Origin of the sequence: Helicobacter pylori (assembly GCF_009689985.1) — a bacterium.
GTDB classification, from domain to species: domain Bacteria; phylum Campylobacterota; class Campylobacteria; order Campylobacterales; family Helicobacteraceae; genus Helicobacter; species Helicobacter pylori_CG.
In genome coordinates this window covers 203,771-219,918 of record NZ_QBAW01000001.1, presented here as the reverse complement: position 1 = coordinate 219,918, position 16,148 = coordinate 203,771, and the positions used below count along the sequence as shown (strand labels likewise).

Annotated in this window: 18 protein-coding genes; 3 read left to right on the top strand and 15 right to left on the bottom strand. The window is 38.9% G+C overall.

Translation table 11 applies throughout. From position 1 onward, the window contains the following. Positions 1–150: 150 nt before the first annotated feature. A complete protein-coding gene (locus DBU79_RS01085; protein WP_134890286.1) occupies positions 151–543 on the top strand; it encodes a hypothetical protein in 393 nt (130 codons plus the stop codon). Positions 544–886: 343 nt separating this feature from the next. On the opposite strand, the gene DBU79_RS01080 is transcribed toward DBU79_RS01085, so the two are convergent. From DBU79_RS01080 to DBU79_RS01015, 14 genes are all read right to left on the bottom strand, one after another. Next, a complete protein-coding gene (locus tag DBU79_RS01080; protein WP_134890285.1) occupies positions 887–1,819 on the bottom strand; it encodes a GDP-L-fucose synthase family protein in 933 nt (310 codons plus the stop codon). Beyond that, positions 1,812–2,957, bottom strand: coding sequence for a GDP-mannose 4,6-dehydratase (gene gmd, locus DBU79_RS01075; protein WP_154411276.1), 1,146 nt, complete (start codon positions 2,955–2,957; stop codon positions 1,812–1,814). Before gmd ends, DBU79_RS01080 begins: the two co-directional genes overlap by 8 nt. 40 nt (positions 2,958–2,997) lie before the next feature. Then, positions 2,998–4,410, bottom strand: coding sequence for a mannose-1-phosphate guanylyltransferase/mannose-6-phosphate isomerase (locus DBU79_RS01070; RefSeq protein ID WP_154411275.1), 1,413 nt, complete (start codon positions 4,408–4,410; stop codon positions 2,998–3,000). A 69-nt stretch (positions 4,411–4,479) separates the two neighbouring features. Next, positions 4,480–5,610 carry a DNA type IV secretion system protein ComB10 gene (locus DBU79_RS01065; protein ID WP_154411274.1) on the bottom strand — a complete coding sequence of 377 codons (1,131 nt, stop codon included), beginning with the start codon at positions 5,608–5,610 and terminating at the stop codon, positions 4,480–4,482. Next, the gene (locus tag DBU79_RS01060; RefSeq protein WP_134890282.1) at positions 5,603–6,589 is read right to left on the bottom strand and encodes a TrbG/VirB9 family P-type conjugative transfer protein; all 987 of its coding nucleotides are present in this window, start codon (positions 6,587–6,589) and stop codon (positions 5,603–5,605) included. Before DBU79_RS01060 ends, DBU79_RS01065 begins: the two co-directional genes overlap by 8 nt. After that, complete coding sequence (locus DBU79_RS01055; RefSeq protein ID WP_154411273.1) at positions 6,589–7,332, bottom strand: VirB8 family type IV secretion system protein; 744 nt, start codon at positions 7,330–7,332, stop codon at positions 6,589–6,591. The genes DBU79_RS01060 and DBU79_RS01055 overlap by 1 nt, the downstream gene beginning before the upstream one ends. Beyond that, positions 7,329–7,442 (bottom strand): hypothetical protein, encoded by a 114-nt coding sequence (locus tag DBU79_RS01050; RefSeq protein WP_001217870.1) that lies wholly within the window; start codon positions 7,440–7,442, stop codon positions 7,329–7,331. The genes DBU79_RS01055 and DBU79_RS01050 overlap by 4 nt, the downstream gene beginning before the upstream one ends. Positions 7,443–7,457: 15 nt before the next feature. Continuing rightward, positions 7,458–8,513, bottom strand: a complete 1,056-nt coding sequence (locus tag DBU79_RS01045; protein WP_154411385.1) for a type IV secretion system protein — start codon at positions 8,511–8,513, stop codon at positions 7,458–7,460. 7 nt (positions 8,514–8,520) lie between these two features. Further along, a complete protein-coding gene (locus tag DBU79_RS01040) occupies positions 8,521–9,516 on the bottom strand; it encodes a PDZ domain-containing protein (RefSeq protein WP_154411386.1) in 996 nt (331 codons plus the stop codon). Beyond that, positions 9,516–9,809 carry a YbaB/EbfC family nucleoid-associated protein gene (locus tag DBU79_RS01035; RefSeq protein ID WP_154411272.1) on the bottom strand — a complete coding sequence of 98 codons (294 nt, stop codon included), beginning with the start codon at positions 9,807–9,809 and terminating at the stop codon, positions 9,516–9,518. The genes DBU79_RS01040 and DBU79_RS01035 overlap by 1 nt, the downstream gene beginning before the upstream one ends. A gap of 10 nt (positions 9,810–9,819) precedes the next feature. Next, positions 9,820–10,170 (bottom strand): aspartate 1-decarboxylase, encoded by a 351-nt coding sequence (gene panD / locus DBU79_RS01030; protein ID WP_154411271.1) that lies wholly within the window; start codon positions 10,168–10,170, stop codon positions 9,820–9,822. Continuing rightward, the gene (locus DBU79_RS01025) at positions 10,160–12,382 is read right to left on the bottom strand and encodes an AAA family ATPase (RefSeq protein WP_154411270.1); all 2,223 of its coding nucleotides are present in this window, start codon (positions 12,380–12,382) and stop codon (positions 10,160–10,162) included. Before DBU79_RS01025 ends, panD begins: the two co-directional genes overlap by 11 nt. After that, positions 12,382–12,657 (bottom strand): ATP-dependent Clp protease adaptor ClpS, encoded by a 276-nt coding sequence (locus DBU79_RS01020; protein ID WP_024422371.1) that lies wholly within the window; start codon positions 12,655–12,657, stop codon positions 12,382–12,384. Before DBU79_RS01020 ends, DBU79_RS01025 begins: the two co-directional genes overlap by 1 nt. 14 nt (positions 12,658–12,671) lie before the next feature. Next, a complete protein-coding gene (locus DBU79_RS01015; RefSeq protein ID WP_001023008.1) occupies positions 12,672–13,085 on the bottom strand; it encodes a universal stress protein in 414 nt (137 codons plus the stop codon). Positions 13,086–13,195: 110 nt separating this feature from the next. On the opposite strand from DBU79_RS01015, the gene DBU79_RS01010 reads away from it, so the two are divergent. Beyond that, complete coding sequence (locus tag DBU79_RS01010; RefSeq protein ID WP_154411269.1) at positions 13,196–14,932, top strand: hypothetical protein; 1,737 nt, start codon at positions 13,196–13,198, stop codon at positions 14,930–14,932. A 3-nt stretch (positions 14,933–14,935) separates the two neighbouring features. Then, positions 14,936–15,592 (top strand): dethiobiotin synthase, encoded by a 657-nt coding sequence (bioD, locus tag DBU79_RS01005; protein ID WP_154411268.1) that lies wholly within the window; start codon positions 14,936–14,938, stop codon positions 15,590–15,592. Here the strand turns inward: bioD and DBU79_RS01000 are convergent. Continuing rightward, the gene (locus DBU79_RS01000; protein WP_167599608.1) at positions 15,569–16,096 is read right to left on the bottom strand and encodes a DUF1523 family protein; all 528 of its coding nucleotides are present in this window, start codon (positions 16,094–16,096) and stop codon (positions 15,569–15,571) included. The two genes, bioD and DBU79_RS01000, sit on opposite strands and share 24 nt — an antisense overlap. Positions 16,097–16,148: the final 52 nt, after the last annotated feature.

Sequence of the window (16,148 nt, the reverse complement as noted above, 5' to 3'; positions counted from 1 at the left end):
GAGTCCGCTTAAGCTAAGTCTAAGTCTACTATACTCAAGCTATTTGAAAGAAAACTTGCAATAAGAGGGTGTTAGTGGCGGGTTATAAAAAAGCGGACTTGATATTAGCGGTCATTTTTGGGTTTGCTGTGTTTTTTTCTGGGTGTAAGAGTGATTACGCAAAAAAAGATAGTAAAGATAATAAAAGAGAAGGGAATTAAAAAAAAGATAAAAGAGGAAGAGACAATAAAAAAAGAAAAGATAAAGGAAAAGATAAGAGAAGCGTTTGATGAAAAACTGCCAAAAAAACCACCAATAGATCTTAGAATGACTTTTGGATACAATCCTTATTGGATAAGCATCATTTCAAATGTTGATAGTATCACTATATTGAGCGCAAAAATCAATCGTGGGAATTGTGGTGGAATCAGTAGGATTGATAGAAAACTAGGATTTGGCAATAGTTATGAGTTTCGCATTCTTCCATCGTTTTGTCAGCATATCAAAGAAATTAGCGTTAAGACCGATAAAGGGACTTGGAATTTTACATTTGCTAGAAAATGATGTCATGATTTCTACAAAATAAAAACAAACTAACAATCTAAAACAGACAATACAATTTAGAAATTATTGTCATAGCCCTTTAGGAGTTTATTTTTAATGCAAAGCAAGCGGTGGTTAATCTCATAGAAAAAGCCCCCCACTTTCCCCCACTCCCTAGCTCTTTATGAAAAATTAAAATACTAACACGCCTTGCTTTTTGAAAGCGCTTGAGATTGAGAGCGAAGCGACCAAACCCTTTTAATGGCTCAAGCTTTTTGAAGCGAATTGATAAGCACAATATCGCAAAATCGCTAGTCCAACGCCTAATAGCGGAGCGTTTTTAAACTCTATAAGAGCCTTGAATTTAGACCTCTAAAAGCTTCAAATAATACTCATAAGCTTCTTTGATGCCCTGCTCTAAAGGGATTTCTAATTCCCATTTTAAAGCCTTTTGTTTGGAAATATCCATAAGCTTTTGCTGCATGCCCACTGGTTTGGATAAGTCTTTAACAAACACGCCCTTATAGTCTAAAACATGAGCGACCATTTCATAATACTCTTCAATGCTGTAATCCACGCCAGAGCCGACATTCATCACGTTAGGGATTTGAGCGATACTCTCATAAGCGAGAGCGATGAATCTGGCTAAATCTTTAGCGTTTAGATACTCTCTTCTGGCCGTGCCATCGCCCCACATCGCAAAATTTTTTTCATTTTTTAATTTAGCGGTGTGCATCCTAGCAATAAGCCCTGGTATCATGTGCGCTATTTTTTCTTCAAATTTGTCAAACTCGCCATAAAGGTTGCAAGGCACTAGGGTTTTATAAAAAACGCCTTTTTCAGCGCTCACATATTCGCAATACTTCATCACAGAGAGTTTGGCTAAAGCGTAGCCTTCATTCGTTGGCTCTAAAGAGCCGTTCAATAGATCGCTCTCTTTTAAGGGGTTAGGGGCGTATTTAGGATAAGCACAAGAGCTCGCCAGATTAATGGCTTTTTTCACGCCCAAATCTAAAGCGCTAGAAAAAAGATACAAGCCCATGAGTAAATTCTCAACCATGTAAGTTGAAAGATCGTTCATGTTAGCGACAATGCCCCCCACTCTCCCAGCGCAATGGATAATGCCTGTAGGCTTGTATTCTTTCAAATAAGCTTGAACATTGTCCTTATCCAACAAATACAATTCGCTCTTTTTAGGGGTGAGTAAAGTAACATCAGGCTTATTTTTTTTAAAATACAACGCCGTGTTCTGCCCCACCATGCCATAGGCACCGGTGATTAAAATAATCTCATTCATAAAAATTCCTTAAAATATAGCCCCCATCTTGCAAGTAAAGGTTTTTCTGGCATTCTTTTAAATCGTATTCTAACATGTCCTTAATTAACTCTTTTAAATCGTATTCCCTAACCCAGCCTAGCTCTTTCTCAGCCTTAGTGGGATCGCCTAAGAGCAAATCCACTTCAGTAGGCCTGAAATAACGCTCGTCTATGCGCACCACGATTTGGCCTGTTTTTAAATGGCTTAAGTTTAATTTTAAAGCGTTCGCTCTTTTTTCATCAACGCTTTTAATCAAACCGATTTCTTTAATCCCTGTATTTTGAAATTCTAAACCAATACCGATAAATTCAAAGCTCATTTTCACAAAATCGCGCACGCTTGTGGTCTTCCCTGTAGCGATCACATAATCTTGTGGGGTGGGTGCTTGGAGCATTAAATGCATCATTTTCACATAATCTTTGGCATGCCCCCAATCTCTTTTAGCGTCTAAATTCCCTAAATACAAGCAATCTGTTAAGTTATACGCTATCGCGCTAGCGGCTCGTGTGATTTTACGAGTGACAAAAGTTTCACCCCTTACCCTACTTTCATGGTTAAAAAGAATGCCATTAACCGCAAACAAGTTATAGGCCTCTCTGTAATTTTTGGTAATGTAAAAGGCATACATTTTAGCGACCGCATAGGGGCTTCGTGGGTTAAAGGGGGTGTTTTCATTTTGTGGGGTTTCTAAGACTTCACCATACAATTCGCTCGTGCTGGCTTGATAAAATCGTGTTTTATTTTCTAAGCCTAAAATCCGCATGGCCTCTAAAATCCTTAGCGTGCCAATACCATCAGCGTTAGCGGTGTATTCTGGGGTTTCAAAAGAGACTTTCACATGGCTTTGAGCGGCTAAATTATAAATCTCTGTAGGCTTAGTGGTAGCGATTAAATGGATGAGGTTAGAGCTATCGGTCATATCCCCATAATGCAAGAAAAAACGCCTCTTGTGTTCGCTGTGCAAATCTTCATACAAATGATCGATCCTAGAAGTGTTGATGCTAGAAGAGCGCCTTTTTAGCCCATGCACTTCATAACCCAAATTCAGCAAGTATTCAGCCAGATAGCTCCCGTCTTGTCCGGTAACCCCGGTGATTAAAGCGATTTTTTCTTTCATTATTTTTCCTTTATTAAATTTTATTTATTAAATTTTTTCACTAGGCGTTTTGATTCTGTCTGTTAAAATCATCATCAACCCTTACAATATCGTCTTCGCCGACATACTCGCCCACTTGAACTTCTATGATGGTTAAAGGGATTTTGCCGTAATTAGCCAGGCGGTGTAGGGTGTTTTTAGGGATATAAGTGGACTCATTAGCTTGCAATTCAAACGATTGGTGATCCAACTCTACGCTCGCCATCCCGCTAATCACCACCCAGTGTTCGCTCCTATGGAAATGCTTTTGTAAAGAAAGCCTAGCGTTTGGTTTGACTTCTAAAATCTTAACCTTGTAACAACCGCTCTCATGCAAGACTTCATAACTCCCCCAAGGGCGATACACTTTAGTGTGCGTTTGTAATAATTCCTGGTTATTTATTTCTATCTCGCTCACTAAAGCCTTTAAATCTTTAGCCTTATCTTTATGAGCGATTAAAAGAGCGTCTTTAGTGTCAATAACTGCTAAATTCTCAACGCCTAAAAGAGCGCTCACTTTATGAGAAAACACTAAATTGTTTGCACTCTCTTTGGCAAAAACAGGCGTTTGATTCAGGCTGACATTTTCTTTAGTGCCGTTAGCCGCTTCTTCAAAAAGAGCGTTAAAATTCCCTAAATCGCTCCACTTGGCATTTAATCCTACCATTTTGATTTTGTGGCTTTGTTGCATTAAAGCAATATCCACGCTCACATCTTCTAAATCTTGCATGCTCTTTTCGCTCAAGCGAGCGATCTTTTTTTCAAAAAAATACGCCCTCTCCAAAGATTCAAACGCTCTTTCGCACCCCTTTAAAATAGCAGGGGCATGCTTTTTCAATTCGTCTAAAAAAACGCCCGCTTGGAAAACAAACATGCCGCTATTGAAATAAAACCCTCCGCTTTTTTGAAACTCTATCGCTTTTTCTAAGCTTGGCTTTTCAATGAATCGCTTGACATCTAGAGCGTTAGGGCTTTCAATATACCCAAACTCCGTGTTGGGCTTGTCAATACTCACCCCAAAAGTGACTAAAAAACCTTTTTGGGCTAAACCAATTGCTTTTTTTATCGCATTCTCATACGCTTGAAGGTCTTTAATCAAATGATCGCTTGGCGTAACGATGAGCAAATCTTCTTTATCGCTCATTAAAGCACTCAAACTAATGGCGTTAGCGGTGTTTTTACTCAAGCTCTCTAATAAAAAACCCACGCTTTTGTTTTGGATTTCATTCTTTATCTCGTCTAGGGCTAAAAAATAATGCTTTTCATTGCACACAATGAGCGTTTCATCTACTAAGGAAGCGTTTCTTTTAAAACTCAATTCAAACAAGCTTTTATGGTCAAAAAGCTTTAAAAATTGCTTAGGGTATAGGCTACGGCTTAAAGGCCACAAGCGTTTGCCGCTCCCCCCACTCAGTAAGATATTTTTAATTTTCATGGGTTTTCTTGTTAGGCTCTCTTTTGTTTTTTAGGGTTATTATAGCGTTTTTAATCCGGCATTTTTAAGTCACTTCAAAAACTCAGCGATGACTTCATTCTCTCTGGGTATAGGAAAAAATATATCGGTATTAGGCGAAATGAATACCCTGCTTCCCTCTCTAATCACCACAATGGGGGCGATTTTGCTCTTGTCTCTTAAAATTTGATTGACCACTTGATTGATCCCCATACCGCTTTGCCTCATCAATTGCAATAAAAGATAATCCCCAAAGAAATTAGTTACCTCTTCTTTATTGCCTCTGTTGTTTAAAGCTGAAGTGATCCCAATCAATAGGCCGTTAGTGAGCGTAGAAAGCAGTAACGGCACGCCATAGCGTTGGAAATTCCTTTCAATCAATTCCCCCACCAAGCCGTTATAACCTTTAATGTCCGCCCCTTTAGCGTTAGTGAGCATGATATTAATCCCATGGGGAGTGATGATGCGACTCCATACAATATCCAAGCGGTATTCGCCCATTTTGTTATTGTTGCTGTAATAGCCTATGACCTTAGAGCCTTTGGGGATTAAAACGGCTTTGCCCATGTGAGCGAAAATATCGCTCTCCACTTGCGCGATGACTTTACCAGCGATCTGGCTAGAAATGGGCGTGATCAAAAAGGCGGGTATCATTTTGTCGGCTGTAATGGTGCGTAAAAGCTTGTTTTCATTGGTGGCAATGTCTTTTTCTTTAAGGTTAGTGAAACCATCAATGCCTTTAGGGTTATCCATGGGGAAAATCAGGTTTTCTTCGTAATTTTTAGGGCTTTGTTTGAAAGGGGTGATGCGAGAGGCTAGTAAATCTAATTGCTTTAGAGAAAAGTCTTTTTTAGGGGGGGTTGTTTTTGGATCTATGAGAGGGCTGGTAAAAGTTTCTTCTTTAGAATAATTCATTTCTTTGGAGTTTAGGGCTTTTAAAGCGGCTTTGAGCTGTTCTTGTAAGGCTTTAATAGTAGCGTCTTTGGAGCTTTCCGTGTTGGTTGGCTGTGGGTTTTGAGTGAAAGTGTAGTCTTGTAAGGGGTATTTCACCTCATCGTCATTTAAAAGGCTAGGTTGGTTATTTAAGGGGGCTTTTGGCTTTTGATGATAGACTAAAGAAATTGTTGTAATCGTTGCAAAACCCCCCACAAAAACAAGCACCCCCTTAAGCCACTTATTCATCTTTAGCCTTTTTGACAAAACGGATACACAAATAGTCCTTACCCAGCCTTAAAGTCCATTTAGTAGAAACGTCTTCAGCGATAATGTAATCGCCTACAATCCTTGTATTCACCGGGTTATCATAGCCATCAACGACTTTATAAATCACCGGGAATTTAGAGAGCGCTAATCTTTTATCAAATTTGAAATAAGTGAATTGCTTGTCGTTAAAAATTTCTTTAGGCATCAAAGAGAGTTTGGATTTTTTAGAACAAGCCCATAAACAATACCATTTCCTTTGAGAGCTTTTTAAAGCCTTATAGCCTTTTTGAATGTCTTTTTTAACGATTTTCATCGCATTAGTGTTATCGCCAATAGTTATAGTCTCTTCTTCTTTTTCTTTGGTTTCTTCTTTTTCCTCTTTTAAGGGTTTGTTGTTTGTGGGTGCATCTTTAGGGGCATTTTCAGCCATATTTTCTTTATTTTCTTTTTGGGGCTTCAAAAAAGCGTTGGAATAATAATTTTTATCTTCTATGAAAACCTGCAAATTAGGGTGTTTGGAGCTGGTGAAAGTGGTAGAAAACACATAGAAAGAAAAAATCTTACCCTCACTATCTATCACGCTGATATTGGAATCCACGCCAATTTGTAAGGGTTTGATGAGTAAAATGCGATCGTTACTTTCTAATATTTTCGCATCAAAACCCACCTTATCCCCTAAAACAAAATCGCTAATGGGTTTTGAAAAAAACAATAAGGTCGCCATCGCATAACGCAAGCGGATTTTATAAGTTTGCCCCTGAAAGTAATCAATGTTTAAAGTGTTGGACATTTTGGAGCGGTTTTTGTCAAAAAAGCTCCCTTGAATGGCGTTTAAATCCTGCATGGGGTGGTTTAAATGCGCCGGGGCTGTTTCGTTCGCTTCTTCTAAAAAATCATCGGCTTTTAAAACGCTAAAAGCCAACAAAAAACCCATGAGAGCGTATAAAACCTTACGCATCAATCGCCCCTGTTAGTCGGCGCGATTTCAGTGATGCTGTAGCGAGTGATTTTAAAGCCGGTAGGGTTTTTAGGCATGGAAGCGTAATCAAAATCCGGGGTGTCAAACAAATAGCTCAATACGATTTTATAACGCTTTTCATACACGAGCTTGTTTTCATTCATTAGTTTAGCCACAATGGAAACGCTCGCAATGGGGTTATTGTCTTGCTGATAGATCGCAATATTGACGATATGGACTTCTCTTTCTAAATGGCTTTGCGCATAAATGCTGTTTTGCGTTTTAATCAAATCTTCAAAGCGTTGCCACACTTTAGAACTGCTTTGCAAGCGCACCAATTCATAGCGCGATTTATCATCAATGCGGTTAATGCTCTCTCGGTTTAACACATACGCCCCAATGAGCGAACGAGCCAACGCTTCATTACTGGAAATGCTTTTATCCGCTCTTTGGATAATGGCGTAATGCTTGTCCTGGTTTAAAAAATCCACGAAATGGTGTTCGGTTTTTTGTAAGGGTAGAATGCTGATTAACACGATCGCTAAAACAAGAGCGATAAAACTCATCAAGCCTAAGAGCTTGTAAGCGATTTTCAAGCGGTTCCTTTCCAACCGAAACACGCTTTGCATGTCCAAATCATTCACCGAAAAACCAGAAAGCTTGTTTTCTAAATGCTTTTCTTGGTGGCTTAAAAGCTCTTCTAAATAGATCAATTGCTCGCTGTTGAAAGGCTTTTCTCTCATGCGAGATTTAACCTGTTTTCATACAAGGTGCAAGGGCTTTTTTTCATCTCATGCACCTTGCTCGTGCAACCAAATAACAAAAGTCCCATGATAACAAAAAAAATTCTCATTAAATTCCCATTTATTTAAATTTCATTTTTTGTATTTATTGTATCCTTTTTAACCTTTTTTTGCTTGAAATTTGGAATTTTTACATCTAATTGAGTGGTTTCTACCTTAAATGTGGGGGAATGCGTTTCTTTTTCTTTAGAAACGCTACCGCTTGTAGAAGTAGAAATAGGAGAGGGAGCGGGCGAGGTCGTGATATATTGTAAGGAATTGAGAGCGTTTTGGCTGAGGTTAGCGCTCAAATTGGTGGCGAGTTTGTAAGTTTCTTTAAGGCTGTTTTGCACCCTAAACAAAGCGTTGATGAAAAAAGGCACGCCTATGATAAAAACGCAACACAAAAATAACGCTACCACCAATAAAAGGCTTAAGTCTTGTTTTTCTTGCATATGAGCGTTTATTAACGCCTTAGTAACCGACACATTCAAAAACCCCACCAACAACAAAAAAGGCTTGTAAAACCCAAGAGCGAAGCATTTTTTTAGGCATATAATTACAACGCTCCTCCAGGTTTTGAAAAACCCAAACGCTAAAAACAGTGCCCCTAAAGAGCACCACACATGCACTTCCAAATACACTAAAATGATGATCGCAAACAAAACGCTCAAAAAAAGCGCTTGCAAGATGCTTAAAAAAAGCCACACAGACATTTCATTATGGCTCAAATCGCTAATAAAACTAAGGGCATAAAAACCATGATTAAAGATAAATTCTAAAGAAAGCACATGGTTAGAAAAGTTACTCAAGCTTTGAGAAAGGCTTTGAGTGATCATGTTAGGTGCAATAAAAATAGCGTTTTGAAACAATTCATAAAAGCGCGAAGGGTTTTTCAAAGCGTAGTTAAAAAGCGCAAAAAACCCCACAAACAATAACGCTTCTGTTAGCGTGCTAGCGCTGAAGAGATTCTGTTCTTTCAAACTCCTATAAGCAAAGAGCATGAACGCCAAAGCGACCACGCTATTAAACACCAATTGCGCATGCAAAGTGTAGAGAAAAAATTCAGCGAAACGCCCTAAAATCGCCGTGAGAGGCGTGATAAACCAAGAAAGGATAATCTCATAAGCGTCATTTTTCATCAATATTTCAACGGACTTTAATGTAAAATTCAAAGCCTTTACGCCACACTAACAATTCAATTTTAGGCGCGCTTAACGCTTCTCTTAAAGCCTTCGGGTTGAACGCCACATTTTTACGATTCACCCATAAAATCCTATCCCCAAGCTTTAAAAAATCCAAACCTTTGGGCAAATGATTGCCTATTTTAGTGATAATAAAACGCTTGTCTAAAGCGATGCCATAGCGCTCTAAAAAAGTGTCTTTAAGCAAAAACCCCCCATAACGCTTATTGACTTTGAGCGTTATTTCTTTGATTTTATGGTTTCGTTTGATTTTCACTTTGGCAAGGCTTTGGTATTTAAGATTGCTCACCACCCATTCAAACTCCGCTAACGAGCGGATCTTTTGGTGGTTGATCGCTAGAATTTCATCGTTTTTTAAAAAAGGGTTTTTAGGGAAAAAGGGATCAAATTGCGCTACCACTAAACGCTTATGATGTTCTTCTAAACGCACCCCAATATCCCCATAATAAGGCTCTTGCTGGTTTAAAAAGCGCTTGATAAATTTCGTTTCTATAAAGCCATTCCCCCCTACCCCTAGCCCTAACATTTGATAGCAAATATTGCTGATAACGCCATTTTTTTGAATCTCTTGTGAAATTTGGGCGTAGCGATCATAACCTTTTTGCCTAAAAAGCAATCGCGCTTCTAGGGCTTCTTTATCCCCTATACTGGCCATTGGCCTTATAAGGGCGTCTTTGTCTAAATCCCTTAAGGTATAAAAATACTCGCTTGGCACGCTTTGCAACAAATACAGCCCTACAAAAGGATCGGATTTGATGACTTTGGCGTGTTTAGGGTAGGTTTTTGAATAATACAAATACACGCCTTTAGGCAATTCTTTTAAAGCCACGCCCCCTTTTTGAAGGCTCGCTTTTTTAAAAAAAGCCTGACAATGCTTGAAATCATAAGCCCCTAAGCCATTCAAAAAAAACCATAGAACAATAAAGGCTTTGTGAAACATCACAATTTAGCAAAATTCCCTAGCATGTTAAAGGCTAAATTTTTGCGGTTTTCTTCTACGGCTTTATACCCGTCATTCAAAGCGCTCATCAAATAGATTTGCATCGCTTCTTTATCTTCTAACAGGCTGTCATCAATTTGCAAATCCACTAACTCCCCCATTCCATTAAAACTCACGCTCACCATTCCCCCACCGCTTTTGGAAGTGTGGATCGTGTCTTTATTCTTTGCTTCTAGTTGGGAAAACTCTTTTTTCATGCCGTCTAATAACCCACCCAATTGACTAAAATCCATCTCTAACCCCTTATTTTTCTAAAATCTCATTCTTTCCATCCACTAGCACGATGCATGGCTTGTGCGCGTTGATTTCATCTTCATTCATGCTCGCATAAGCTAAAATGATCACCACATCGCCTATGGCCACCTTTCTGGCTGCTGCGCCATTGACGCAAATTTCGCCCCTTTTTTTCCCTAAAATCACATAGGTGCTGAAGCGTTCGCCATTATTGACATCTACGATTTCTACCTTCATGCCCTCTCTAAGATTAGCGAATTTGGCCAAATCCTCATCTATGGTGATCGAGCCTACATAATTGAGATTAGCGTCTGTGATTGTAGCCCTATGGATCTTACTATAAAGCATTTCAAAAGTCATTTTCTTTCACCTTTTGCGCACGCTTGATTTCTTTCAAAACCAATTGGTTTTTTTCTAGCAAGCAAGCGATCTTACAAGGTTTTTTAAACGATTGCAAGAGCAGTAGATCGCTTAATGGGGTTTTGATCTCATTGTGAATGATTTTTTTAATTTCTCTCGCTCCTAAAGTCGTTTGGTAGCTTTTTTGCGCGATGAATTTCACAACTTCTTTATGGAATTTTAAGGTTATGTCTTGCTCTAGCGCTAGGGCTTTTAATTTGTCTAATTCCACAGAAACAATGCGTTCAAAATCCTCCAAACTGAGCGCATTAAACGGCACGATCGCATCAATCCTAGATCGTAATTCAGGGGTCAAAAGCTCTTTAACGGCTCTATCATACTTGGTGTTTTTAGCGCTAAAAAACCCTAGCGTATCCTTATCCTTACTCCCCACATTTGAAGTCATAATCAAAATCACATGCTTAAAACTCGCCTGATTGCCTAAATTATCGCTCAAAGTGGCGTTATCCATCACTTGCAACAACAAATCATACACATTAGAATGGGCCTTTTCTATCTCATCTAAAAGCAGCAAACAATGCGGGTGCTTTTTAATCGCATTCACCAATAACCCCCCTTGCTCAAACCCCACATAACCGCTAGGACTCCCGATGAGCTTTGCCACGCTATGGGCTTCTTTGTATTCGCTCATGTCAAAGCGTTCAAAATGCAAATTCAAATTCAAGGCCAATTCTTTAGCCAACTCTGTTTTCCCCACCCCACTAGGCCCCACGAATAAAAAGCTCCCCACAGGCTTATTTTTTGCAGAAAGCCCGCAATACTGGATTTTAATCGCATTGCTGACAAGACTGATCGCGTCTGCTTGGGCAAAAATCTTATTTTTAAGCGATTTTTCTAAATTCCTTAAAAGGGCTTTTTTATCGCTGCTCAAACGCATTTTAGGGATTTTAAGCTTTATAGCGAGCGTTTCTTTCACGTCATCAACGCCGATTTTTTTGCCCTTTTTGGGGTTGATTTTTTTCCTCGATCCCACTTCATCTAACAATTCAATCGCTTTATCCGGCAAGAATTTATCATGCATGTAATAACTCGTCAAATCCACGCATGCCTTAAACACGCTCTCATCATAACGCACTTGGTGGTGTTCTTCATAAAGGGGAGCGATCTTTTTCAAAATCAAGTAACACGCTTCTTTAGAAGGCTCTTCAACTTTTACTACTGAAAAGCGCCTATTAAAAGCCTTGTCTTTTTCAAACACGCTGCGGTATTCTTCAAAAGTGGTCGCTCCTAAACATTTCAAGCCCCCATCCGTTAAAACCGGTTTTAATATGTTCGCCGCATCCAAGCTCCCAGCGTTACTGCTCCCTGCGCCTAAAAGGGTGTGGATTTCATCAATGAATAAAATGATGCGACCGTTTTGTTGGATCTCTTTAAGCGTTTTTTTCAAGCGTTTTTCAAAATCCCCTCTGTATTTTGCCCCAGCCACCATTAGAGCCAAATCCAAAGAATAGACTTCATATTCTTGCAAAAACTCCGGCACTTCTTTTTGAGCGATTTTTAAAGCCAAAGCTTCAGCGATGGAGGTTTTCCCCACGCCCGCTTCGCCAATTAAAAGCGGGTTATTCTTTTTCCTGCGCCCTAAAATTTCTATCACTCTTAAAATCTCTTCTTCTCTGCCAATGACTGGATCTAAAGCGTTCTCTTGGGCTAAAGCGCTCAAATTTTTAGCGTATTTTTTTAAGGGAGTGTTCTTGGGCGCTTCTTCCTTATTGGTATTATTAGGAATACCATGGTTATCCAGATCCAATAAAGCAGAACTAGAATACAAACGAGAGACGCCAAAACTATCCATGAGTTTTGAAGCGTAACAATCAGGGTGATCTAGCATTACAACAAGCAATTCTTCCACGCCCACGCTCTCAAAACAGCTCGCATACATGGTTTTAAGCATTCTTAATAGCACAAAACTCCTGGCAGGCATTTTGGCTGGATCATTCTTTAAAGGCACGTATTGCAACAAGTAGTCTTTAAGGATTTGCCTCATTTTATCATAATCATCTCTTTCTAAAGCGCCAATCATCTTTGCCCCGCTCTCATGTTCTAAAATGACCAATAGCACATGCTCTGTGGTGCAAAGGGCATGGTTAAGATCTAGGGCTAAATTTAAAGCTCGGTTTAGGACTTCATTGAGATCTTGATTGAATTTAGCCATTATCTTATCTCTTCTACCAATAATTTTAAAGGGAGATCCAACTCTTTGGCTTTATCCCTAACCCATGCTGCCCTATGCCTGGCAATATCATAAGGATAGACGCCGCAAACCCCCTCGCCATCACGATGGATGCTTGATGTGAGGGCTTGAGCCTCTTCTAAAGACTTGTCAAAAAAATCCCTTAAAGCAGAGATGACAAATTCCGCTGTCGTAATGGGGTCATCAACCATGATCACTTGCGCCATGGTGGGGGTGGGTATGTTATACATTTTCATGCCGCTTATTCATGCTACTTGGCGATCACAACAGGGATACTGGATTGTTCAACCAAGCTATTTTGGTGTGAAATGAACAAACGATACAACAAATTGGATTCGCTCGCCCCAATCAATAACAAATCATAATCCTTTGCCATTTCTAAAACCACATCAATCAAATCACCGCTTTTTAGAACGCTCTCGCACTCTATATTTTCTTTTTTGAAAGCGTCTTCAAATTGCTTTAACAAAGCCTTAGCTTTTTCTTCTTCTAAGGCTTCTGTTTGGCCGTAATCCATCATCCCGCTTTCGCTATAAATAAACACTTCCATGCTCACATGCAATAGAGTGAAACGGACCTCTTTAAGCGAATGGGCTAATTTGACAGCGAATTTAATAGCGTTATAGCATTCTTGCGTGTCGCTAATCCCAAATAAAATATTCATAAGAACCAACCTTAAATGAAGTTTTGGTATTATACCAAATAAACCCTAATGACCCGCTGAAAGCTCAAAGATAAAGCGCTACAATCTCGCTTAAAGAAAAGGACACGATAATGCTATTGAATTACGACTTTTTAGAATTTGTTGATGAGCCACAAAAAAGAAACACTTCTTTAACATCGGCTATTGATAAGGCGTTAGCGGACAAGAAACTAGCTAGACAAAATAAACCCAGAGTAAGGATAAAAGACAACTTATCTTTAAGAGCGACATTAGATGCCTTTGGCGATGAACTCTCACGACTTAAAAGAGAACAAAACACAGAGACTATTAAAGGCTCTACCATTGAGAGCGCTAATCTCAATAGCATTGTCAATAAAATCAAAAGCGGACTACCTTTTGGGACTATCTCTGCGTTTAGACCTTTTAAAGACGCTTTTATTAAAGACTTTACTGAAAACCAACGAAAAGCACTAATCATTGCTTATAAGAGCGGTTATATTAAAGCTGACGCCGATAAAATCACTCAATATTGGCAAAACAAACCCACTAAAATAGACTTACATAAACCTATAAAAGCTAAAGACTTCTTTAAAGGGAACACTAACATTTATAGGACACTTCGCAATTTATTTGGACAAAAATTTATGGATAGCTATATTGCTCCTAAAAGTGAAGCCACAATGAAAGACTTTATGTCTAGTGATAAATTTGTCAAAAAATACCGCTACACTCAAAAAGACAATATGAAAAGGACACGACAGCTAAAATCACTATTGGATAGTAAGCGACACTTTTTAGGTTATATTCAAGTAATCGGTTATTGGAAAGAGAATATTGATGACGACCTTATCCCTGATAAAGAGACTAGTTTTTTTGTATTCGCAAACGAACCTAGTAGCACATTTGATTTAGCGAGCTATTTATTGTTGTTAGCGAGACTATTCAATCAAGCGGCGATTTGTTATTGCGACAACGCAAAGACTGATAAGGTGGAATTGGTGAGCGCTTTACCTAATGACTTTGGCGATGTGTGGGCGAAATTCACTGACATCACATTCACTATCCCTTTAACCCAATCTCTCACACGCTTACACAATAAAGTCTATACATTCTTTGAAAAGAAAAATATGGAAAATTATGGCGTTAGTTTTGAAGAGCTTTCTACGACAAAATTAAAAGCAATGGGAATGCCTAAAGACATTGAGGGATTTAACATCCCTTGTAAAGCCTACATTGAACACCACATTAAAACTTCTATTCATAGCAGTTTAGGAGCGGAACGAAATTATCCTGGTCGCACTTTTGATATGGACAAAATCCAACAATACGAGCTACAAGCTATTAAAAGACTGGATTTACAAAGATGCGCTAAAAGTAAAAGTTTTAAAGCAAGTTACAGCCACAACATTAAAGTCAATAACCTTGTTAAGGCTTTAAGACAAGGCAAAAAAGTGAGTAGGACATTATTAGCTAAAGTGCTTGCTAACACTATTGACACCGATGCGGGTTATTGCTTTATTTCACCGACAGATTTAGCGACACAGCTTAACAATATCAGCCCTAGACTATCTAAAAGCATCGTTACCGCTATAGAGCAAGCAGAGGGCGTTAGACTGAATTATGCGTTAATTGACAAGGTTACCTATAACTCACTCCACAATATCTTAAGTTTCATTTTTGATATTGATAACCCTTTAAGCGACCAAGTGTTAAACGAATTGGTGATTGAAGTCCCACGAGAAGCACTAAAGAATGTGAAGTTACCACAAATCAAAAATGTATTGACTTCTCAAATCTTTGATGGGGCTTATCAGTTTAGAGGTAACGACTATAAATTTAAAGGTTAAACCATGCTTTTTATCAGCGCGACTAACACTAATACCGGAAAAACCACATGCGCTAGGCTCTTAGCCCAATATTGCAACGCTTGTGGCGTTAGAACGATTTTATTAAAACCCATTGAAACAGGCGTTAATGATGCAACCAACCACTTTAGCGATGCGCATTTGTTCTTGCAAGATAACCGCCTTTTGGATCGCTCTTTAACCTTAAAAGACATTTCATTCTATCGTTATCATAAAGCTTCAGCCCCCCTCATCGCCCAACAAGAAGAAGATCTAAACGCCCCCATTGACACGGACAATTTAACCCAACGCCTTCAAAATTTCACCAAAACTTACGATTTAGTCATCGTTGAAGGGGCTGGGGGGCTATGCGTGCCTATCACTTTAGAAGAAAACATGCTGGATTTGGCCCTAAAATTAAAAGCCAAAATGCTTTTGATCAGCCATGACAATTTGGGTTTGATTAATGATTGTTTGCTGAATGACTTTTTATTGAAATCCCACCAACTGGATTATCAAATCGCTATCAATCTGAGAGAAAACAACACCGCTTTTCACAGCATCAGTTTGCCCTATATTGAGCTTTTTAATAAACGCTCCAATAACCCCATTGTGATTTTCCAACAAAGCCTAAAGGAATTAATGAGCTTTGCTCTTAAATAAAGTGCAAACAGAACGTGTGCTGATAAAAAAGCCCATTAGTAGCAAGGCGTATAAAATCCAGCTAAAAATGGGTTTTGACATCTCAGCACTCTCTTTTAAGGGCTTTAAAAAAATCACATTAGGGAACATGTTAAACAAATTGATCCGCCAGCCATAGTATTGCACTTCCACTTGCTGGTTGACTAAACTTTGAGCGAGGGCTGAAATATCAGCCGAATTAAACTTAAAATAAAAAGGGAAGCCAAAGCGCGTGTCTTCGTTACGATAGACGGTCACGCTTTTTTGATCCTTAGGGTCGTAAGTTTGCACAAAATAGACATCTCTAGCAAGGGTTTTTACTTCCTTATTATTGGGCGTGTTTTCATTTTCATTCATTCTTTTGACTTCCACCCCACTAATGACAGCCACACTATAATGGGGCATGCAATAGCTCACTAAAAGCATGAGCACTAAAAAGATCGCTGTTAAAATGAATAAAACCACATTACGCACAAATTTTATCAACTTCATTCCTTATGATAGTATTAGCCTAATAATCGCATCAAACACCAGAGCT